Genomic DNA, 24,812 nt, shown 5'->3' on the forward strand with positions numbered 1-24,812 from the left:
TTTTATCAATTAAAAATTCATATATTATATATAATATATGAATTTTTAATTGATAAAATATTTTTAAGTGGTAATTATTACTAATAATAATTACCACTTAAAAATATTTCTATGATAATTTAAATCAATATATATATTGATTTTTATAAAACTTTGAAATATATTTAAATATATATTGTATTGACTTAATAACTTATTTTTTTAAAAAACTATTGACTATTGAGTAATAGTAAATGTTTTTATTGATAACTGAATACAATCTAACATTAAATAATAATCTAGTTTTTATATTTACATAAGAAATAATCTTGTCATCTATCAATACTTTTTATAAAGATTTTTTATGAATTATTTAAGTATAATCGTTTCTTCTTACACAGATTTAAACTAGTACTAATCTTATCATGTACAAATAAAAGTTAGGATAATAAATGAATAATGCATATCGATGTTTTATATTCTATATTCTAATATTTATGCAGGAGTCCTGTAGTAATTCTCACTCTCTCTTTAATTATGAAAAAATAATACTCACAGGTCATACTATGGGAACTATATGGCGAGTAAATATAGTAGATGTGGACGGATCACGAAAACAAACATTATACTCTTCTATACAAAAAATACTTGATTATGATGATGATCAATTATCAACATGGAAAGCTGATTCAGCATTATCACGTTTTAATCAATATCGAGGTGATAAACCACAACGTGTGAGTACAGAAATAGCCGATATTATAGTCCAAGCATTACGCACTGGTACTCAGATGGATGGAGCAATGGATATAACTATTGGTCCTCTCGTAAATCTATGGGGATTCGGGCCTAGCAGACAACCACAATCTACTCCAAAACAGTTTCAGATTGATTCTGCCCGTTCTCTTAATGGTCTTTCTTATATTCAAATCATTAACTCTGCAAATCATTCTTATCTTCATAAAGATATACCAGGAATCTACATTGATCTTTCTAGTGTTGGAGAAGGGCGTGCAGTCGATCATTTAGCCCGTCTTATGAAAGAAGAGGGTATCGATAATTACCTTGTATCAGTTGGTGGAGCTATTGTTTCTTGTGGTCATAACTCTCAAGGTAAACCATGGAAGATTGCAATCCAGAAGCCAACCGATCAAGAAAATATAGCACAAGATATTGTTGAGTTAAAAGGATGTGGTATTAGTACTTCTGGAACCTATCGTAACTACTATGAATTAAATGGGAAACGAATATCTCACTTAATTAATCCGTTTACTGGACGACCAATTCAAAATGAATTAGTATCAGCTACTGTAATTGCTCCTACTGCATTCGAAGCAGATTGCTGGGATAGCGGGCTAATGATATTGGGTCTAAGAAAAGCTCAAGAATTATCTATTCGGCATAAAAAAGCAGTATACCTTATATATAAGAAGAATAATCGATTAACTACTTGGATGTCACCACAATTTTTACCTTTTATCCAACCATCTTCATAATAATCATAATCAAGTAAGGTAAATACACATTGTGTGATATATTGACATAGACATCTTTTTAACCATATTTCATTGATTCGTAATATAAATTTTACATTCACAATACAACTTTCAATCCCAAAAGTCTTCGTCATTAGTCTACGATGTAATGTACAATCATAATTTTTCAAGTAAATCAATCTATTATTAGTATAATAGATAGCTTGCTTATAACTATGCTGAACTAGGAGTGAAATACTTTTTATAAGATATAGTAAAGATATGTCTTTGTAATATACATAAAACAATTGAATTTACATATTTTAAAATATATTGATCACAATCAGCTAATATAGAGTAGAGAAAATATTAATTATTCCAATTTATTGCAAGTGCATTCTGACATTATTGAATTTATAGATTCATGGAAAGATTTGTAAATTTCTATTGTCATATAAATATTATATAAACTTAATAGTGATTTTTACTAACTTTATTCTTATAGAAATATAGATTAATAAAGGAATTTATTTATGGATATTATCAAGCTAGTTCTGATACGTCACGGAGAAAGTCAGTGGAATAAAAAAAATCTTTTTACCGGATGGCATGATATTGGTTTAACTGATCAAGGTCGTGTTGAAGCAGTGTCTGCCGGTAAGTTACTAAAAAATTCGGGATTTATTTTTGATCTTGCTTATACTTCTTTTTTAAAACGTGCGATCCATACTCTCTGGCATATATTAAATGAGATGGATCAGATTTGGTTACCAGTAGAAAAATCATGGCGTCTTAATGAACGTCACTATGGTGCGTTAGAAGGGATGAATAAAACAGCTAGTATTCAAAAATATGGTGAGGATCAAGTTAAACAATGGCGTCGTAGCTTGACAGTTACCCCTCCTCATCTTAATTATCTGGATAAACGTTTTCCTGGTCATGACCCTCGGTATTGGGATTTAAACAAAGATCAATTACCAACTTCTGAAAGCTTAGCAATGACTATTGATCGTGTTTTACCAATCTGGAAAACAACTATTTTCCCTCAAATAAAAAATCATAAAAAAATTATTATTTCTGCTCACGGTAACTCCCTTCGTGCACTTATTACATATTTAGATAATATGAAAGAAAAAGAAATATTAGAACTTAATATACCAACTGGTATACCATTAATCTACGAATTTAATGAGCACTATCAACCTATTTCACGTTATTGGCTTAACTTTGATAATAACATAACTTTTAATAGTTGAGCTATACTCAATTAGAGAAGAATAAATCAAGATTTACATCTTGATCTAAAATAAAATTAATCATAATAAAAATAAGATTACATTGAAATTCAGGATTAATCTATAATTAATAAAGACTTGTTGTAGGAGATAACTGATGTTCTAAGAACTTTTATTAATTTATTAATTACGTATAGCGATATTATCTATTATTTTATGCAGTTATTTTAATTTATCAGTATAGATAGAATGAGTTTGTATAAAATACAAATACAAGATTATAAACGCTTATATGTCCTGATTATAGTTTGCTCTCTTTAATATTTGACTAACATACTACATAAGATTTTTCAAGTATGAAATATATAATTGATGTTCAATTTTTATCATAAAAATTGAACATCAAGCAGAGAACACCATCTACATTAATATCTATATATTAATTAAATTTTAGATCAAAAGCATATGATTATTTATTTAATTAATGAGTATTTATACTAAAGTTTGAACATATATCCTACCTTGATTCTCATCAGGATCAGCACTAATATAAATTTAATTGTTTCATAAGAAACTTATCGAATACTGTTTTTTATGTATTTTCAATCAATTTAAACTTTCTTTCTTATTATAAAATAATAAATATTTAGTGAATCTCAATAAATAACATAGACCAGTTTATATTGCTAGATGCTGCATATGTGAACTGGTCTTCAATAGTTTGTTGAGAAAACTCTAACATTTATCATATTCTTAATCTTGACTGACTCAAAAGTGTCTCTTGTTAACAGAATGTCTAACACTATTGTATTTTACAATCAATTCTAAAAATCCATGTCGTTGTTATTAGATATATACATCAAATATTATAATCATATTCATAACACTTTCTATCCTGCTCTTCTTATATATTGATATAATGTTTCCCGACTGATCGAAAAATCACGTGCAATCTTTACCTTTTTTTCTCCAGCAGCAACACGCTGACAGAGTTCAGTGATTTGTTTTTCTGAAAGCGCTCTTTTTCGACCTCGATAAACACCACGTTGTTTAGCTAATTCAATTCCTTCGCGTTGACGCTCTTTCAATAGAGAACGTTCAAATTCAGAAAAGGCTCCAATAATAGCTAACATCAAATTTGAGAGAGGTGAGTCTTCCCCAGTAAAACTAAGATTTTCCTGGACAAATTCAATCCGCACTCCACGTTGTGTTAACATTTGAATAATACGACGTAAATCGTTAAGATTGCGCGCTAAGCGATCCATACTGTGTATGAGTACAGTATCTCCGGAACGAACAAAGTCGATTAATGCCGCTAATTGAGGTCGCTTGATCTCCTTTCCTGATGCTACATCAGTAAACATTCGATCTACTTTGATACCATCAAGCTGTCTTTGTGGATTTTGGTGTATGGTGCTAATTCGGGTGTAGCCAATACGTTGTCCTATCATAAGTTTTCTCGAAAATATCAAAAATAACTCTATAACTTTTACTTCCATATGCCAATAAAAATCAAAATCAAATTTTATTCTGACGTTTTAGAGTACAAATCTAATGCCATAATATGCTATATCTTAAGTTGACACTTAAAGACAAGACGTACTAGAGAATGAAGAAAAATATTAGAATTATAATACTTATTACGATCTATCTCTAGTTAACATTAAGATTTTTAGAAGTACTTAAACTACTGTGTAGTTCTTTAACAAGTAACTGACTATACTAATAAAAATATTAAAAACTTCTATTACTCATCATCAAAGATGATGATAGATATATAATTGCAGACTCAACTAATAATCTGATTAGCAATCTGATCGAATCGTTTTGTCTATAGATGCTGAAAATAAGATCTATTAATTAAAATGGTTCACATAAAACGATTTAATTCAGCATATAATTCTATTAATAGATCAAACACGACCCATTTCGAATTGATTTGAGTAATTTAAGATATTAGATAGAATGATTAAGTTGATATAACCACTCATATTAATATAACCACTTAATCTCATGGCTAGGAAATAAATAATTCCATAATTACCGCTATTCATAAGAATCAAAATTCTTAATAAGATACGGTTAGATTATACTCATATTTAATAATTTATAACTCTCCATATATAACACACTTATAGATAATTAGATGTAAGAAATATAGAGGGATACTGAAATAAGATCAATAACCTTTCATAAAGCTTTCAATTAAATTCTTTAATAAAATTTTATATAAAAATCTTAAGCAGCTGAGTTTTTAGCAGTAATTAAGTTGGATTAATATAATAAAATACTTATTTGTTACTCTAAAAGAGACCTGCTATCATAAACTTTAAAAGTTGACTCTATAGTATAGGGATTATCATATTAGTTTCTCGTATAATTTTATTTATAAACTTGCATAATCTAGATTATAATTAATTAGTGATGAATTTTAAAATTATTTTTCATACTAATATACTTGGTTTACGTTGGATTACTTATAATCCGTAATATAAAATAATCACTACTACCTCAATGCTTAAAAAATGAACTAATCTAATCTAACAATAAATTAATAATATTCAAGATAATTTAAAAAGATAGCAGTTTGACTATTTATGGTAGTTATAGATCATATTATTAGTTTTATTTTTATTCTCAGATCCTATCTATTTTTCAGATTTCGTGAGCATATATATTATATTACAATATATTTTCATAAAATCTTTTCAATACACTTATTTTATAAATACTAATTCATTAAAAATTAATAGAAAAAATATCATAATATTTAATAATTTAAGAGCTCAATGCATGACTGATTGCTCGGAAATTTTAGCCTCTAAACTACTTATGGTAATTTATGTTTATTAATTATTGGATCTATAAAAAGAGAGAAGATTCAGTAATCTCATTTTATTAAGTCTTTGTTGAAGAAAATTTAAATACTTGCTTATTTTTTATAAATCTTTGTTTAATATACATTAACAAAGAAGATAGAAAATATAGATAAGTAAGCTTACTGAAAGAAATATATATTTAATAAGGAACATTATCCTTTGGATAGCATCGACCCTATAATCACTGTTTTAAAAAATAGATAAAATGCAGATATTAGACAAATTATTATTAATAAAACATATCGATAGATTGCTTAAAATCTCATACTTAATTTTACAGAAACTTACTATGTTATACTCTTCTCTATCTAATAGTATTAGAATAAAGATGAGATTAATATCTATCAAATAAATTTGAGTACACTGATTAGAATATTGATTCTAGTGAATCTAATTTGATTGAACTATTAGAAGTCCTGAATAATAGGATAAGATCGATTGTGAAATGCGGTAATTAATAATCTATACACATAATTTTACCATGATGGGATACGATAGTCTAAACATATACTCCATTGTTATCTCTAATGAAAGACAAGTTCATTTGTAATATGTAATATGCTAAACAAAATTGAGATATCGAATTCTCTTATTGTCCTTTGTATGCTACTTAATTAAAAGGGGGAATTATACTAATAATATAGTAAGCAAATTTTTATGTATAAATGTATATATAAACTATTATATTCACAATAGTCAGTAAGAACTATAGAATCATTAGATTCGATATTTAAATAAATATGATGTATAAAACCTAATCTTTCTTACAGAAAGAATAACTATCCATCTTTACTAACAGAGATAGAGCACTAAATTACTCTTGTCAACTGATTAATTTAAAAATATTCTTTAATATATTTAAGAACTAATTCACACATCACTAATAAATACAATAAAAATGTAAACCATCAGATGGGACAGGAATTGTTTAGATAACATCAAAATTCTTTAAGAAACGAATATCTTCTTATGTCAATATATTACTTATTCCATAATAAATAGCCTAAAAAAGTGATGGATATAAATAAATTTTGAAAAGAAGATAGATATAAACACATATTATTTCACATTAATACATAGGTTGAACGGATACTGATTCTAACCATAATCGATTAAATTCTTGAGAATATTGGCTTGCGATATCTAATCGATTATGAAAATAAATAACATTTTCTGCATTATGAAAAGCAGCATTTTGTGTATAATTAAACGATCCTGTTTCAACTGAAACACCATCAATAATCATAAATTTATTGTGCATAATAGAATACTTTGCATTAAGTCTAACTGAGACATGATGATTAATCAAATAGGTTACAGCAGTATATTTACCGCTATTTGATTTTTTATCGGCGACTAATCGTATATTGACACCTCGATTTTTTGCCTCAATCAGAGCTAAAGCTACAGGTTTGCTAGTAAATGAATAGGCAGCAAGATCTATTGATTTTTTAGCTCCTGTAATTGCTGAAAGAACAATCTTTTGTGCGGTCCCTTTTGGAGAAAACCCAATCTCTACATCTTGAGAAGTTATACAAACTGCATATATAGGCAGGGATATTAGAATGAAAAAAAATGTAAGACTATTCAAAATGAATTTCACTATATTACCTATTATTACAAATACCATGATAAAAATATTAGTTATATTGTCTTTTATTCAACAAATGTAATCTTGGATTAAGAGCATCCTATTCTCACCAAGAAGATAGGATGTGTCAGTCATTAATTGACAGGTCTATGTAAAATAGCTGCTTGATCTAAATCAATTCAAATTTATTATTTATCTTCACTGTATAAGATTATTAGTTGCTATGCTAGTAGATATGCTTTCATGAGACTCCATCCTTATGGATGGATATATAAGAATGTGATTTACGTTGTATCCTATTTATAATCTATTCTATATCTTGAAATATTTTAAATTCAGGAAAGAACTAGCTTATCTAATTTTATAATAAAACTATTTCTATAAATTTTGAATATTAATGATATATATCTAGAATATTAATGAAATTGATTTATTAATATCATCAGATAAATTTTAGACCTATTGTATACATCTTTATCTAAAATTAGTCTATGTTTTAATGAATTAAATAGGATAAATATTCATATCAGAATATAGATATTTTATAAAAATATGAGTTTTCTAAAAAATTAGATAAAGTTATGGCTTTTATTTAATTTATAGGTTATCACCTTTACAGGTATTCTAGAAGAATGATCTTCGCACATATAGCAGGTTTTTATTATACAATCTTGCTTCATATTATATATCTTGTATTAACTTACTATGTAAGGATAGTAAAAAATACTAATAACCGGAGGTTATTCTAACTTAATTAATCAAATCTAAAAAACAGGTTATAGAGGCTAAATCTAATGAAATCATAACTATTTTATTTACATATTTTAGATTAGAATACAATCAAAAAAATTTTGTATTTTAAGAAACTAATAGAGATAAATTAACAATCTAAATACAATTCAATACTTCTATTATTGAATAAGGAATTCAATATTTTCTCTAAGTGACACCAAATGAATAATATAATTTTTTCTGATTAATGCTAAATCTTAATATAAAATATTGAGACAAATTACATCGTCTAATAATTTACGAAAATCGTTTTATTACATTCAATAAAACTTAGATTTGTATTCAATATAATCATAATCAATGCATTATATTATAATTTATTTATCTAGAATCGTATATTCTAAAAGAACGACAAAGGATATGAAACTATAAGTAATAGCAACAACATATAGTATTGTATACTACAGATATAAGAAGAGATTATTGCTTAAAGCTGAAAAATTTTAACTGAAATATTTCTAGATATAATCTCATAAATTATAAATAAGTTGCTAATCTAATTCTTATTTATATAATCAGAACTAGCAAGATAGCTCTAAGCAACAAGGTAAAGATTTTGTCATTTTATTATACTTTATGTATCAAAACCTAAAGCTTCTCTCTGCTTCCATGCAAGTTCTAATAATAATTATTAGCTGGCATATTCATTTAGAATTTAATATCTATAAATATATAAAAAATTCTATATCTAATTATATAAGTCCTGAGCTGACTCAACGTATTTTACTTAAGAAAATTTATCTAATCTAGGGATATGAGTAAAAAATAAGATATTCATCTATCCCATCTATATACTCTTATTAATGCATTAATCCCAACACTATCTATATCTGATGACCTGACGCGATAGACTAGATAACTCACTTAGAAAAGTAATTCATTTCTATGTTAGAAATATAGCATTTCTTTTTATTGTAGATAATATTAGTAATACTACAAAATAAAGATATTAATAAATACTTATTTGAGAAACTCTACATCACAGATGAAAAACAAGGATATAAACTCCAGTTATTTTATATATTTCTAATATAAAAAACTTTAACAATGATCACTAATTAAGAATTAAATCTTTTTATTACAATCGAAATAAAATCTGTTTATTATAGTTGATAGTTATATGTATCTATTAAAAATCAGTATAATAATGACTGTGCTTGATTAAACAAGGCAAAGAAATCTAGATAAAGATCTATACTGTTATTAATATTCAGTGTATTGACTTTTATATTTAAATAATTATCAACTGAATGTATATTTAAAATCTATCTGATATTATAAATACAGTTAGTTTAAATTTTGTGATATATATAAATATATAGTAAAGAAATTCTTGATTTTGAATATATAAACTCAAATCTATCAATCTCTTTAAGACTTCGAAGTATCTAGGGATAGATTACTATCGAAAAAACAAGATTATACTCCATATTCATGAACAGAGGTAACAATTAAAGTTTAACTATTGTTAATTAAATATTGAGCTATAAAGGATTACATATATTGTTTTCTTATGGACAGCTAAGAATGCATGCTCTTAGAATTGCAACACATTTTAAATGAATTAATTAAATATGAAACAAAAGATGAACTTATTCAGAATTCTATAAGAATCCTCCTTAGTAATAATAAATTTTTTATTTATTGATATAACTCATTCTTACGTTTTTATTTATTCTTCATCTGACACTTTACCATCCCATAATATCGATTTAATACATAATAATACGGTCATATCATCAATCATACTTAATACTTACTACACCATTGATCTTTATCCGACTCACTTAGTCTCTTCTTAAATATATTGGGAGGCTAGGTCTTTAAGCGTGATAGTTTAAAATAAATAACATCTATAACCACTCTAAGATATTAATTTTATTAACTATAAACAAATAATATCTTAGATTGAATTTTGACTAAAAATTCCGATAAATTATCATAACAATAGTAAAAAATAAATATCACTATTTTAATATTCTGTTGATTATGTTACATATCTAGTTGTGACTTCCTATTTTAGTCTAGGAGATCTATTTCTAATAGAAAAGATGACTAACGAAACCTCAAGATGATTTTGATAAAATCAATAATTATACTTACAATTATAATATTAGTCTATATCTTGATTAATGATCATTAGGTCTCATAACGGAATGGATATGTACATACCAAATATTTTAATATTATAGAAAATTATCTATTAGACTTATAATTTATATATTTCTTGATTAATTACAAAGTTCTTATAAATTTTATGGATATTATTAAATAGAATAAAAAAGTATACATCTATGTCTAAAGAAGATATTGTTATGTATATTAACTGAAAAGTCCATACCTAGATGTTGATTTAATGAAGAGAGAAGTGATTAGTAAATCCTATAAAATAAATATCTATCTAAATAAGATTGTCATTTGAAATTAATAAAAATTCAATATTTTTAAACTATGAAACAAAAATCAACATGCTCTCAACTCTATTGATATACGAGTAAAACGAAGCAGATTTCTTACATAGATATTAAAAAGTTTTTCTCATTAATCAAACCAACTCATTAACCAAATCATGATATTTAACAATGAATTCTGACCTAAATTAAGGATAGGATAGAATTATAAAATCTGTGATTCTAGAGTATTTAAGATAAGAATGAATAGTGTAGATATTTGTCTTTATCCTGATTGTTCATTGATATGAAATCTACTTAATTATGTAGAAAGTGGATTTATCTTCTAAATTAATGAGGATGAAAGTAATTTAATAATTGTAGAAGAAACCATTAAAACATAAGAAAAAGTAAAATTCCTCTATTACTCTCATTAAGAGAGTATGTTTACAATTTGAACTATTTTCATAAAAGACCACATTGCTATATATCTAGAAGTATAATCTCTTTTCCTACAAAAACTAAAATTATATATATGTCAGATCTATTTTAGTTAGACATTCATCTAATTAATCATGATCTTTAGATCAACTGTTCACATGACTGCGCTAAAAACTAACTAATCCCTATAAAGATATTAATTCAATATACATAAAAGGACAAGAGCAACGATAAAGATTATGTTAAATAGGTTCAAATTTAACATTGCATGGTATTCATCATATACTCTCTACTTAATACTGATTATATATCAAATATTGTTTATTAATCTAAAAAACTGAGAATTAATCTAAGTTTAATTAACATGATTGAATCATAGCAACTTCTATATTTTCTGAGAAAAATCAAGGCATATTTACTAACTAATGACTGTGAAGAACAGAGAGGAATGTATAGTTCTTTTTATATCTAGAATTTAATGTTTTAGATTAAATTATTATAATCAATATATTTTTTACATACCTTACCTGAAATACCTACGAAACAACGTAATCTAGTATACTGGAATGCTAAATTACAGTAATTTTAGGAAAATTATTTGAATCTTCTATTCAAGAATTAATACCGGATATTCTTAGAGAAGAATTTACTACCATTTTTATAAAATAAGATAGATTCTTGAAGCGATCACCATTCCAGTGATAATTTTAATCAACTATAGCTAGGTAAGCTAATTAGCAGTTATCTTTAGTTATCGTGGAAGTAAAAACAATACAATAGACATGTATTCTAGTTAATGAACTCATACTATGATGAACTAGGCTAATCTACTGCATGAAAAACAGTGGACTCGAGTAACGAGAGTATTAATTTTTCTAATCTTTTTGAGTAATCATCCTTGAAAACATATCCATTTGTACCTATATAATAGATATATAAACATGATTTTATTCTCAATAATATATATTTTATAGGAGGATGCTATGGCCTATCGTTCTTTTTCTCTTATTCCTACATGGAATAATAATCTTTTATCTGATCGCTTTACACAGATTGACAACCTTTTTAGCCGTCTAACAGGCGAGGCTCCTGTAAGTGATACCCCTGCATATGACCTATTTCAAAAAAATAAAGAACATTATGAAATGATAGTAAGTGTGCCAGGATATACACAAGATGAACTAGATATTTCAGTGCTTAATAATCATTTTACTCTACGTGGTAATCCAAAGAATGAAGATACAGAATCTTCTGAAGAAAAAGAAAGCATTTCTTATCTTCACAAGGGTATTCAAAAAAAAGGATTTTCTCTAAGCTTTAGCTTGGAACATCGAATTATGATTTATCAAGCTAAATTAGATAATGGACTGTTAACATTACAATTTACTTATGATATTCCTGAACAAGAAAAACCAAAGAAGATTTCTATTGGATCAATTAATAATAAAGATGGATATGCTGTTAAGCATAATGAATCTTAAAATTACTAGCGCCCTTACAAGTAGGGCGCTCTTTTCTATGACAAGAAAGATGCTCTAATTGTTATACATTTTGTTATATATGTTTAGATAGAGATAAAAATGATAAATTTAATACAAAGATAAAATAAGTTTTACTGTACAAAATCTTGAAGACAACTCTCTCTCCTTAAGTAGAATAGGAGATTAGGCTATAATTGAGCCTTAAAACAAATCTAAGCTTTCCTGTAAGTTTTATAATCTATATTACTTTTTAAATAATTCATCCTAGCACGTTTAACTATATAGATATTGTCTATAATACGAGAAGACGAGGTTGTATATTGTTCTTACAATATACAATGACTTAGATAAACTCACGGAGAACTAGATATTTCTAATTTAAAGATTCTGTTTATTATATGTATTAATGTTTATCAACATAGAATCTTGAAGTAGTAGAGCGTTAAATTTCTATATAAAAGACTCTTTCTTTAACTTTCAGTTATATTTCATTATGTTTAAAAATTTAATATATAGTATTCTAGCTCATATATTCACTTATAATATAAAAGATACCAACCCTGATCATTGGGTCTTAATTAGAAGACATTAGAAGCGTTATGCAACGCTACAATCTATAAGTAGATAGTGTTACTTTTATAGAAATAATAAAATATGAGATTTCTATATATCTCAATAAAATCAAATTTCTTGATTTAAAGAATCAATTTTTATCTTACTAAATGATGTTTCATTACTATATTATATAATTTAGTTTATTGTTTTTTTAATTAAAAATTGTAACTAACATTAAGAAAATAATAAAAAACTTTCTATATATTATTATATATCTATTTTCTTCTGATTAAGCACTATAAATTTTAGATCTAGATATATAAAACGGATAATGATTAAACAAGATTTTGTCATAATTTTTATTATGAGACAATACACATTGTGAATGATAAAATAAGTTCTTTTAAATAAAGCATCTTTTGATTTAAAATATTTGTCTTGAGAGTGATTCCACGTAAATTGGATAAAAATATTTGATTCAATTTATATTATTCATCTTTCTATCAGCTTTTAAACTATTAAAAACTTGAGACTAGATAGAATTGCATGATCTTATCAAGATAGTGATTTTTTATTGTATATGCAGGTGACAGCATTTAATAATCTAAAAATTCTCTTATAAGTGTTCATTTGAAGTATATAGAAAATAAAAATAAACATTCTTAAATACTGATATCACTTCTTGCAAAGAAAAATAGTGAATATGAAATATTAAATGATATAAATTATTTTAAAATTAAAAATATACGTAAGATTAAATAAATAAGAAAAAATAGATTTAACATCTATGTAAGGACCCAAAAGAAAATTAGGTTTCTTAACCTAAGACTATTCTTACTTTTTTCTTATTGTAACTATCATTTTTTGCGAAACATCTGCTTAACACTGTACTAACACACAGTGATATCTATCATTATTGTTTTAATCTTTCTAGAGAATCTATCACTACGAAATATTTTAAATTAATCTTAACCCGTTACTCATCTCTTCTAGAGATCTTATCTTATTTTTTTCAGAAAGGAATATCATAGTTTTGAATGGCATCATCTACATCTATAACCTAACTTCACTTCATCCATATAAAAACCAAAAAAAAACTAGGTTATACTCATTCAATTAAAAGTAAAAACTTTAATAAGTATCAAGGATACTACTATCCCTCATAGTAGCTCTATAATGATTCTTAATCTTAACCGTAATATAAACTAGTTATATAAATATAAAATAATTTTATCAGTGTTAGCAAGATCTATCTAAATAGATATTTAACACAAAAACACTTTTTCTAAAAATTAGCACACATATTTTTCTTAATTGATGTTTTTATCTAAAAGAAAGCTATGAATGATATTATGACTAATTCCTATACAACTTATAAAAATATAATAATATCAATATAGTCTATTCTTTCTTTGTATTCAAAGACAAAAGATAGAGCCACAGATTGAAGTGATTTCAGGTAATAAAACAATCTTCACTAAGATTATGAAACCAAAGTATTTAAAAATACTTTTATTTTAATTCTATAATTGATAGAGTTAAAGTCTAATTTAACTATTTCTTTATAAAAAGTTATATTCATATAAAACTGAAACTAATTAGAGTTCGATTTTATTTTTTAACTTTTTTAAGATAATCTCAGTCAATGTACAATAATCTTTTTATTAGACAATAGAATCTAGTAAGTACAACTCACCTAGCTTTTTTAAAGGTCTATAACTTTTCATAATACACCATACTATTATTCATGACTATTATATATATTTGGTGATATTGAAGATAACATATAAACATTTCCATTTTCTTTAGAGCTACTAATGTACCTTGCATACTAGTAAGATTAAATAGTAAAATAACATACTTAAACTAAAATTAATCTCAGTTCCGATAGTAATATTGAAATAAAACAAAGAAAATTCAATAAATTAGGTAGATTTGTATTTAAAATACATAACTTGTATATAACCAACTTCTAATTAAATATTGTGACAAAATTATCTAAAGTTGTTATACATACTAAATGGTTGTAGATCATTGTTAGAAATATAGTTTCTATCGAAACTTCTTTTTTGTAACATTAAATACTTATTATTGTATTTTATTCTAACAATTAGAAAGTTAATGACTTTATATAATCCAAAAACATAATCATTAGATTATATTTTCTTAAATCTCATTATTTTCTAATAATATACTGACTACATTAAGAAATTAAAAAACTTAAAGACATAAGTAATTACAATCCCGTATGCAATCTAGTCTAATTTTTATTACTCATGTTGCCTGAGATAATACATTATTGTGATATAGATATAGATAGAAGATTAGACTTGTTATCATTTGTGAATGATTCATACTAGAGTTATAAAGTTTTAAACAATAAATATATGACTTAATCTTATAATAGTATTTTTATAAAAAATTATATTAATACAATATCCCTTTACCTAGTAAAGTTTTTATTATGACAGATAACATCAACCTAATATTCTTGATGCTTATTAAAAATAAGACAGTTAATCAACTGTAATGATTATCATAAAAAATCAGTATAGTATCTTCTATTAATTAATTCTTGATAAGAAAAATCACATTTTATAGTATCACTATACTACTATTTTAGTGTAGCAGTGTACTGTCACATAAGTTCTTCATATCTGTTATCAATCACATTCTTTAGAATACATAAAAGCATAGATTAATACATTTAATAATATAAATCATAAGTATAATTTTTCTTTGAAGGGAAATAAACCTTCCACTATCTTATAACTTTGCTTCATCAGGTTTATTTAAACAATCAAATACCGAAATAACTCTATCATTATATAATGAAGAGATGCTTAATGTATTATTTAGATCAATTATAATCAATAATCTATTTCTAGATTATAACGAGCTTATTATTATCGTAAAATTCTTTCATATCTCTTTTCCCTTGTAAAAACTATATTAGAGTTAATTAAAGATAATATAGATTGTTACCATAAATCGTTATGACATGATACTATGACACTTATAGCAATTACAGAGATGTACAATAATATAGTTCACTACTAATCAGTAAAATAAACGAAATAAGAGAGACTAGTAAATTACATATAGAAGATTGCATGAAAACTAATTCTAACCATTTTATTATGTTTTCTCCTCATTTCAGTAGCATCTTATTATAAGATACAATATGGGTAGTTATCAGAATTACTGTTGTAATGTAGTTATATAATTTTTTATTTATTGATCTTGATTATTAAAATAATCTTACTAATTCATTTACCTAAAAAGATAATTATTTTTGATCTAAACCACAATTGCTTAATACAAGTAGATATTGCTTTTATTAGCAATCAAAATAACTTCTTATCCATATTGCTACAATATTTCTCAGTCAATCACATCAATAAGGAATACGGATATTTATAGCCATGTATGATATGCATCAATCTTAGTACTATTGAATAATATACTGAATAATAAAAACACAAAAAATCTATAGAATATCTCTGTTCTATCACTAGTTTGTTAAAGAACTAAACCTGTGATCGCAGCTGATAACAGACTTACTAGTGTTGAACTATATAAAAGCTTTAAGCCAAAGCGTGATACCATATTTCCTTGTTCTTTATGTAGCCCCTTGATCGAACCACTTACAATTCCAATTGATGAAAAATTAGCAAAAGAGACTAAGAATACTGACAGAATTCCTTCAGCATGAAGAGACAGTATTCTAGTGACTTTTTGCATTTCAATCATTGCAACAAATTCATTAGTAACCAGTTTTGTAGCCATGATACCACCTACTTGCAATGCCTCATTACTTGGGACACCTAATACCCATGCTAGTGGGGAAAAAGCATAACCAAGAACCCCTTGAAAACTAATACCAAACACAACATCAAATAAAGAATTAAAACTAGCAATTAAAGCAATAAAACCCATAAGCATCGCTGTTACAATCACCATTACCTTAAAACCGGCTACAATATATTCATTAAGCATTTCAAAAAAACCCTGTCCTTTATAAGGATTAACTAATGTTAGATCTTCTTGTAAATCCACGCTATAAGGATTAATTAATGATAAAATAATGAAGGTGCTAAGCATGTTTAATACTAATGCTACAATTACATATTTTGGTTGTAATAAGGTCATATAAGCACCCACTATAGACATGGAGACAGTCGACATAGCTGTTGCCGCCAAGGTATACATGCGTTTTTCTGAGATCTGTCCTAATATGTCCTTGTAAATAATAAAGTTTTCTGACTGTCCAAGAATTAGTGAACTGACTGCATTAAAAGATTCTAGTTTACCCATTCCATTAATTTTTGATAAAATAGTGCCAATTATACGAATAATAACCGGAAGAATACGAAAGTGCTGAAGGATACCAATGAGCGCTGATATAAAGACAATAGGACAAAGAACGTTAAGCCAAAAAAATGCGAGCCCTTTATTACTCATATTGCCAAAGACAAAATTAGTCCCACATGCTGCATACTGTAGTAAGTGATCAAATAACTCTGAAATGTTTTTTACAAATTCTAACCCTATTTCAAGATGAAGAAAAAACCATGCTAATAAGATTTCTATAACAAGAAGTTGGCTTACAAAACGAATACGGATCTGCTTTCTATTATCGCTTACTAACATAGCTAAAACTATGATCACACATAGTGATACCAAAAAATGAAGAATCCGAGACATATCTATACTCCAGAAAATAAATAAGGACTGCATTTTATTGTATATACTATGTTTTTATATTCAGTAAATATTAAACAAGTAGTCTAATAGACTCATTTTATATAGGTATTGAGGAATCAAAATGCTCAGGATAGTCTAAAGAGCTAGCAATAGCATTGATAAGTTGCGCAAGTGATTCTGACGAAATAATATAAGGTGGTATCACATAAATAAGATTTCTGAAAGGGCGAATCCACACACCATGCTCCACAAACCAATTCTGCAACAACGATATGTTTACAACCCTGGTTACTTCTACTACACCAATAGCTCCTAACACTCGAACCTCTCGAACATTTGGGTGATCTACTAAAGGCAACAAACCGCTACTTAGTTGAGAAGAGATTGCCATTACACGATGATACCACTCTTTATCTTCAAGTAGAGATAAACTAGCAATCGCTGCTGTACAAGCTAAGGGATTACCCATAAACGTTGGACCATGCATAAAACAACCAGCATCACTATCGCTAATAATTTCTGCTATATGACGACGAGTTAAGGTAGCAGAAAGCGTTAATGTACCGCCAGTTAGTGCTTTCCCAAGACATAAAATATCTGGAATAATATTGGCATGATTACAGGCCAACCATTTACCGGTACGACCAAATCCGGTTGCTATTTCATCTGCAATTAATAGTATTCCATACTGATCACATAAAGTTCGTGCTACACGCAAATACTCAGGGTGATAAAAATACATTCCACCAGCCCCCTGTACAATTGGCTCCATAATTACTGCTGCTAATGTATTGTGATACAAAGAAAAGAGTGCGGTAAATTCTGCATCATCACCTGTTTGCCAAGTTTCTCCAAAACGTCTTGCAAGAGTATTAACAAACCGATTAATAGGTAGATAGCTTGAGTACATACTATGCATAGAATTAATAGGATCAGAAACTGACATCGCGCCAAAAGTATCACCGTGATAGCCTTGACGTAGCGCAAGAAATTCACGGCGAGGATGTCCAGATGCTTGCCAATACTGTAGTGCCATTTTCATAGCAACCTCTATAGCTACAGAACCAGAATCAGCTAAAAAAACACACTCTAAGTCAGAAGGCATGGATGCAACTAAACGACGACATAACTCTACTGCAGGTGGATGAGTAATACCGCCAAACATAACATGCGACATTTTACTAATTTGACTATGCATTGCCTGATTAATTACCGGATGATTATAACCATGAATCGCTGCCCACCAAGATGACATGCCGTCGATTAATCGCCGCCCATCTCCGAGAATCAATTGATAACCATTGGCAGAGACAATCGGATAGGTAGGTAGTGGTTTAGTCATCGATGTATAAGGATGCCAGACATGTCGTCTGTCGAAATCGAGATCATCAGTCTGCATCAGAATATCCTATTAAATAAATTTAAATACATTCTGGACAGTGTAGCGACAAACTCTATACTTACAACTATCTATTTCCTTAAATATTCTATGGGTAACCGTTATGTCAATTTCTCAGCATTGGACCATTGAGCAAACTAGATTATTATTTGACCAACCTTTTTTTGATTTGCTTTTTAAAGCCCAACAGGTACATCGTCAGCATTTCACCTCCGGTGAAATCCAAGTTAGTACACTTCTATCGATAAAAACAGGCGCTTGTCCAGAGGACTGCAAGTACTGTCCGCAAAGCGCGCGTTATAATTCAGGAATTAAAGGAGAGGATCTAATAGAAGTAAAAAAAGTACTTGATGCAGCACAAAAAGCACGTAAAGCTGGTTCTACGCGCTTCTGTATGGGCGCCGCTTGGAAAAATCCACGTGATCGTGATATGCCGCTACTTGAAGAGATGGTTAAAGGCGTTAAAGCAATGGGACTTGAGACCTGCATGACCCTTGGAATGCTTAATGAACAGCAAGCACAACGCTTGTCAAAAGCTGGTCTAGATTTTTATAATCATAATCTAGATACATCACCAGAATTTTATAAAAATATCATAACTACGCGTAGTTATCAGGATAGACTAGATACACTGAATATTATACGTCAAGCAGGTATTAAAGTATGTTCTGGTGGTATTGTAGGCATGGGTGAAAATATTAATGATCGCGCAGGATTATTAGTACAATTAGCTAATTTACCAACACCGCCAGAAAGTGTGCCTATCAATATGCTAGTTAAAGTATCAGGTACACCACTATCTGATAATGATGATGTCGACCAATTTGATTTTATTCGTACTATTGCTGTAGCACGTATTATGATGCCTTACTCTTATATTCGTTTATCTGCTGGAAGAGAGCAAATGAATGAGCAAACCCAAGCACTGTGTTTTATGGCTGGTACTAACTCTGTGTTTTACGGTTGTAAATTACTCACAACCTCCAATCCAGATGAAGATCATGACTTAAGATTATTTAAAAAACTTGGTCTCACTATCCAGTGTCAAACAATATCAAAAGGAAATAAAGAGCAAGAAGATAATCTAACAGAGAATTTTCTATCTCTAGATACAGAAAAATACTATAACGCTGCGCGTGAATGAGATACAGAGGAATAGGATAATTAATAACATATTATATAGCCAGCTTCTTCTATCAGTATAGTATCTGAGATAAACTTTAATGTTTTTATTTTAATGATATTGAAAATCAGTCTGGATACAAATAGAATAAATAAGTATCGTATCAGTTTTAGTTTAGTATGATTTAAATACCTTCATAATTCTGGTCTTTAGAAACAAATAAAATTTGTTATTAATTAATTATTATGATCATAATAATTATTTAGAGATTAATTATTATAACACTTTTATAGACAAGCTATCTAACAAATAGAGAGCCATCTGATCTTGTCTTCAAGTAGATAGTGAACTTAAAATAAAACCGCAGACACCAACTCGTCTGCGGCATAGTTAAAAGTCATATTATAGATGACATCCTTCGAGATATAAATATGACTGATATAGCAGTTCTTTATTGATTGCTATAGAAAATAAGTCTTAATATTTTATGCTTATCTAATGTTTAGAGAACTTGTAGCGAAAGAATTGTTTAAAACTAGATCGCTATAGTAGATTAAAATATTATAGTTAATCTAATCTCAAGTCTGAAAATAATTGTTTAATTAATATCGAATTATTTTCCTACTAAACACTTTCAGTAATAACCAATTTGTAATTGAGAAGAATCGAATAAATATCATCTACTTTCTAATCTTTTTTAACTCTTAGACCTACTCTTAATAGTAAATAGAGTCAAAAAATAAGATTTATCTGCATAATTTTAAAAAGTTCTTGAAGAATAAAAATATTACTGTTATTAGCCTTTCTATATAGGTAGGATCTATGTTATAAGAATAGATAAGTGAACTACATTCCATCTACTAGTTATATCACGATGATAAAATCATCGCATAACATCGTACAGTTCAAACAAATTTTTTGAACTTAGATAGATAAATAACAAAATCCACTACCTAGATAAGTTTAATAAATATAAGAGATGGATTACAAAAATATAGAACTTCTTTTTTGTAAATTTTATTGATATAATTTATGATCTAATAAGGGTATAATTATTATGTCTAAAATTATCAAAGAATAATAAATAGAGAAGTTTAATAATGTTTAATATATAAACCTATAAGACAAAAAACTTTTATTCTTAATTAGATAGATAAAACGAAAAGTTTATTAATGAAAGAGCATGGATCGTCCGCCAAACATTGCTCTAACATATAAACAGAGTATGAAATTAACTTGGTCTACTAGAATAGGGTCTCGAGCAGATAAAAAAAACTGTCTTCCGATGATTTAATCAGAATCTTTATCAAGAAAAGATCTTGCTGGGAAAAACACTGAACCCTATAAAACGTCATGACATAAGCTAATCCATACTAAAAAGATGAGTGATCTGTTCAATCTCGTCGAAAAAAAATTAAGTTGTTGATTCCACCCAAAATAGGGATGAAATATTGGTTACACCAGTAGATTTAACCTAACAACACCGTAATATATCGTCTTAATACGATAGTACGTTTAGTATGGGATAATAGAGAAAGCGGTTATGAATGAACCTGGATCACTTAATTGTTTTTCGTGTTCAATACTCAGAGCAAACATATTAGTCTGTGAAGCTGAATGGCACGAACATACAGATTAGACACAGACTCTAGTCTAGATCCTAGATATAGATTATGTTTTTAGGAATGACTAAAATAAAATCGGCAATTCTGTATAAGATCAAATATTCCGATTCAGATATACGAAGTATGTAAACTAATTAGCTTAAAAGTTATATAAGATAAAATCATGAAGCAAATTAAGTTATAGAGAGAATTATATCTCCACGTATATCTAGGTAAAACAACATGGAAATGGTCCTATCTTTAAATAGATAATTAATAAATCTCCATATCCGTTCGTACAATAATATATGTAAGATACGGTAATGGAACTGAATTAAGGAAGACTGCGTTGATCAATCCTTGGCTATCTATTGTAATACAATAAAAAAAGTAATTTTAGAATAGATAAAGAGATTGTGCATGTTGTAGTTGTATTTTAGATTGATCCTAATGTTTAACCGTTTTCTCGGAACAACAAAACAAACTTAATGGATTGGATGTATCCTAAAATCGTCCGGGAGATGCAACCACATTGAAGTGGTTGCTCAATGCAAAAACCCCTCGATTCTGCGTCAACTTGGCGGAAGAACCAGAGATCGAGGGGTCGTTAGCAGGCTAATGCCTGTAAAGGATTATAACGAATGCATTTTAAAAAAACAACCCCTATCCGCCATAAGATTTGGACAGGGTGAATGATCATTCTATAACTCTTCAAGAGTCCGGACAATTGTTATACCGTCAAACACGTCGTGGCGAATCTAATTGTCAGCGTAAAGGGCAGGTCAAAACGCATCGTAATCATCAGCCAAAATTTATCGGCAAAATACCGCGTGGAATGGCTGCAAAAGTTATGGCTTGTATCAAAAATCATGACTGGCGGCAAAATAGTGATCTTATAGCATTGAGAAAACATGGTTATACACCCTATTCACGTATATTTGATCGTTCGTATCAACCAAAACCACTTCGAATAACAGCTCGCTCTGAAAGCCGAGAAGCGCTAAGCGCCCTGTCATTAGCCTTAGCAGCAAACTGTGATTACAGCCCATATAGTAAATATATGTTTGAGGTTATCTTACCTGTAGCAGAAATAGCGCAACGTATGGGAGTTCTACATGTCTATAATAATGGGCGCAAGGCATATGACGTATTACTACATGCTTTGCGTGTACTTGAGCAATTAGATTACGTAGTAGTTCACCGTGATCGAGAAAGTGATTCTGGTCAGAATAAACCGATGAGAGTCTTCTTAACAGAAAACTTTTTTACCTCACGTGGAATGAATCTTAAAAGTGTTCGTCAATGGTTGTATAAATATCGTCAATGGGCAACATCAGCAGGCATTGCGGTTTCTTTGCGCAATAAATATGAGCGTCATCAACTTAAAATGGCACGTCTTGGAATTGATATTGATCGTCATCATTCATTAAAAAATCGGTTAAACAAAATTAAACGTTGGGTTATCAGCCCAGAAATATTTAATGAAAAAGAATCTATCATTGCAAATCTTAATACCTCCGTAATCGCTCATAACAAACAACATATATCATCTCAGGATTTAAGTGAAGTACGCTACCAAATGGCTTGGTGGACCTGGTCAGCTAGTGATGCTTGTACACCAATAATACGATTAAAATTAGAAAATGCCATTAAGACGGAATTTCCACATCTCTTTAATCATTCTACAAGCACTGAGCAGTATTATCGACTTCTTCTTGAGCGTGCAGGAATCCCTCTACCATGACCTAGCGATTTAAATCGCTAGGTATCTCACTAAATAGATTGCATTATAAACAAATTCTAAACAGGATTTGAATCCCTCCTGCCCTTCGTATAGAAAAATCTTTTTTTTTATCTTTATCTATACTAGAAATGAGTATTTTAGCTTTCAAAATCAACTTAAAATGAAGAATTTTTTATTTATATTATCAGATAACTCTTAAACTTTTCTTAAAAAAAACTAGATTCTTAGATTTTTTATTTTCTTTCATTAATTTCGAACGTTATTCCTGCACAAAACATGCTTTCTAAAGAAAGACTACCTAAAGCCTTTCAAAGTCTTTAGGTAGATCTTTTTTATCTTTAAAAAGAAGAGAGATTCTTATCTAGGAAATCTTCTAGAAATCAGAAAAATAGAAACTCTTTCTGAGAACACTGAAATAGCTATCAAAGATAAAATGGGGAATGAACTAAAAATTTCTTTAATAAGAGAGATACAGTAGAGTGGAATAAAGTGGAATAAAGTGGAGTAAAGTGGAGTAAAGTGGAATTACACATCTCATTATAAAGAAGATGTCTAATTTAATATAAAATGTATTTTTTCTGTAAATAGAATTTCATAAATATGTTTTTATTTTTAAAACAATATAAAAATCAATTAATAAAATTGAAGAATTATTAATATCATTAAATTAATTGATTTTAAATAAATGAATTGAATAAAAGTATGTTTTAAAAAATTTTCTCAAAATCTCTACTATTTCTATAGTTAAGAAGTTTTTGAGAAAATTATTGATCATTTATCAAATCATAAAACAATATCGATAGATATGAATTATGAAATATATATTTATTACTAAATCATATTAGTACTTTTTTTATATTAAATATTTCTTAAAAAGGAGTGATTGACTTTAAATCATTAAATTTAATATGTAGATCACATCTAGGATGGATCAGATAGAATATATTATCCAAATAAAATATCGTGAATTATTAGTTAAAACATTTTTGTTTATTTTAAATTTTTTATTGTTTCTATAATCGTCTCTTTTGATATCGATTTTAATTAAATAAATATAATTATGCATTATAATAGATAATATATTTATTTAGAATAAATTGATTATTATAAACAGTTTTTATGGTATAAATATATTTATAGATATAAAAGATTTATTATTTACAATAAAATAAAATTTATTTAGAAAATGAAGTTTTACAATAAAAACAACAATAAATAATGGTAGATCTCCTTATCTAAGAAGACTAGATTATACAATCTAATTGTTAATAACTAATTTATAAAAATATATTTAATCAATATTTAAATTTATAAATATGCTTTGATTATAAAAAGATTTTGTCTATATTTCAATCAATATATTATTAAAATAATATTGAATTTTCATATAATAACAAGATCTTAATAAATCTTTGAC

10 protein-coding genes are annotated in these 24,812 nt (G+C 27.5%); 6 read left to right on the forward strand and 4 right to left on the reverse strand.

Annotated features, from left to right (window positions below; translation table 11 throughout):
* Positions 1 to 431: 431 nt before the first annotated feature.
* Positions 432 to 1,475 carry an FAD:protein FMN transferase gene (locus tag ERCIPICE3303_RS03285; protein WP_157991333.1) on the forward strand — a complete coding sequence of 348 codons (1,044 nt, stop codon included), beginning with the start codon at positions 432 to 434 and terminating at the stop codon, positions 1,473 to 1,475.
* Positions 1,476 to 1,987: 512 nt separating this feature from the next.
* Positions 1,988 to 2,710 carry a 2,3-diphosphoglycerate-dependent phosphoglycerate mutase gene (gene gpmA / locus ERCIPICE3303_RS03290; protein ID WP_157991334.1) on the forward strand — a complete coding sequence of 241 codons (723 nt, stop codon included), beginning with the start codon at positions 1,988 to 1,990 and terminating at the stop codon, positions 2,708 to 2,710.
* Positions 2,711 to 3,579: 869 nt separating this feature from the next.
* Here gpmA and ERCIPICE3303_RS03295 read toward each other — a convergent pair.
* Entirely contained in the window at positions 3,580 to 4,140 is a 561-nt protein-coding gene (locus ERCIPICE3303_RS03295; protein ID WP_157991335.1) for a recombinase family protein, read from the reverse strand.
* 2,497 nt (positions 4,141 to 6,637) lie between these two features.
* Positions 6,638 to 7,198 carry a phospholipase D family nuclease gene (locus ERCIPICE3303_RS03300; protein ID WP_157991332.1) on the reverse strand — a complete coding sequence of 187 codons (561 nt, stop codon included), beginning with the start codon at positions 7,196 to 7,198 and terminating at the stop codon, positions 6,638 to 6,640.
* 4,567 nt (positions 7,199 to 11,765) lie between these two features.
* Here ERCIPICE3303_RS03300 and ERCIPICE3303_RS03305 point away from each other — a divergent pair.
* On the forward strand, positions 11,766 to 12,263 hold the full coding sequence (locus ERCIPICE3303_RS03305; protein WP_157991331.1) for an Hsp20 family protein: 498 nt from the start codon (positions 11,766 to 11,768) through the stop codon (positions 12,261 to 12,263).
* Positions 12,264 to 16,340: 4,077 nt separating this feature from the next.
* Here the strand turns inward: ERCIPICE3303_RS03305 and ERCIPICE3303_RS03310 are convergent.
* Positions 16,341 to 17,525 (reverse strand): NupC/NupG family nucleoside CNT transporter, encoded by a 1,185-nt coding sequence (locus tag ERCIPICE3303_RS03310; RefSeq protein WP_157991330.1) that lies wholly within the window; start codon positions 17,523 to 17,525, stop codon positions 16,341 to 16,343.
* 97 nt (positions 17,526 to 17,622) lie between these two features.
* Positions 17,623 to 18,924, reverse strand: coding sequence for an adenosylmethionine--8-amino-7-oxononanoate transaminase (bioA, locus tag ERCIPICE3303_RS03315; RefSeq protein WP_157991329.1), 1,302 nt, complete (start codon positions 18,922 to 18,924; stop codon positions 17,623 to 17,625).
* Positions 18,925 to 19,027: 103 nt separating this feature from the next.
* Between bioA and bioB the strand changes: the two genes are divergently transcribed.
* From bioB to ERCIPICE3303_RS03330, 3 genes are all read left to right on the forward strand, one after another.
* Entirely contained in the window at positions 19,028 to 20,068 is a 1,041-nt protein-coding gene (gene bioB, locus ERCIPICE3303_RS03320; RefSeq protein WP_157991328.1) for a biotin synthase BioB, read from the forward strand.
* Between the two features lie 2,120 nt (positions 20,069 to 22,188).
* Positions 22,189 to 22,347, forward strand: a complete 159-nt coding sequence (locus ERCIPICE3303_RS03325; RefSeq protein WP_157991327.1) for a hypothetical protein — start codon at positions 22,189 to 22,191, stop codon at positions 22,345 to 22,347.
* Positions 22,340 to 23,395 (forward strand): Replication protein, encoded by a 1,056-nt coding sequence (locus ERCIPICE3303_RS03330; RefSeq protein WP_157991326.1) that lies wholly within the window; start codon positions 22,340 to 22,342, stop codon positions 23,393 to 23,395. Before ERCIPICE3303_RS03325 ends, ERCIPICE3303_RS03330 begins: the two co-directional genes overlap by 8 nt.
* Positions 23,396 to 24,812: the final 1,417 nt, after the last annotated feature.

Origin of the sequence: Candidatus Erwinia haradaeae (genome assembly GCF_900699015.1) — a bacterium.
Taxonomy (GTDB): Bacteria; Pseudomonadota; Gammaproteobacteria; order Enterobacterales; family Enterobacteriaceae; genus Erwinia_E; species Erwinia_E haradaeae_E.

What these genes read in the sequence shown, in the direction of transcription:
- ERCIPICE3303_RS03285 (WP_157991333.1), top strand. Translation starts at nt 432, where the DNA reads ATGAATAATGCATATCGATGTTTTATATTCTATATTCTAATATTTATG.
- gpmA (WP_157991334.1), top strand. Translation starts at nt 1,988, where the DNA reads ATGGATATTATCAAGCTAGTTCTGATACGTCACGGAGAAAGTCAGTGG.
- ERCIPICE3303_RS03295 (WP_157991335.1), bottom strand. Translation starts at nt 4,140, where the DNA reads ATGATAGGACAACGTATTGGCTACACCCGAATTAGCACCATACACCAA.
- ERCIPICE3303_RS03300 (WP_157991332.1), bottom strand. Translation starts at nt 7,198, where the DNA reads ATGGTATTTGTAATAATAGGTAATATAGTGAAATTCATTTTGAATAGT.
- ERCIPICE3303_RS03305 (WP_157991331.1), top strand. Translation starts at nt 11,766, where the DNA reads ATGGCCTATCGTTCTTTTTCTCTTATTCCTACATGGAATAATAATCTT.
- ERCIPICE3303_RS03310 (WP_157991330.1), bottom strand. Translation starts at nt 17,525, where the DNA reads ATGTCTCGGATTCTTCATTTTTTGGTATCACTATGTGTGATCATAGTT.
- bioA (WP_157991329.1), bottom strand. Translation starts at nt 18,924, where the DNA reads ATGCAGACTGATGATCTCGATTTCGACAGACGACATGTCTGGCATCCT.
- bioB (WP_157991328.1), top strand. Translation starts at nt 19,028, where the DNA reads ATGTCAATTTCTCAGCATTGGACCATTGAGCAAACTAGATTATTATTT.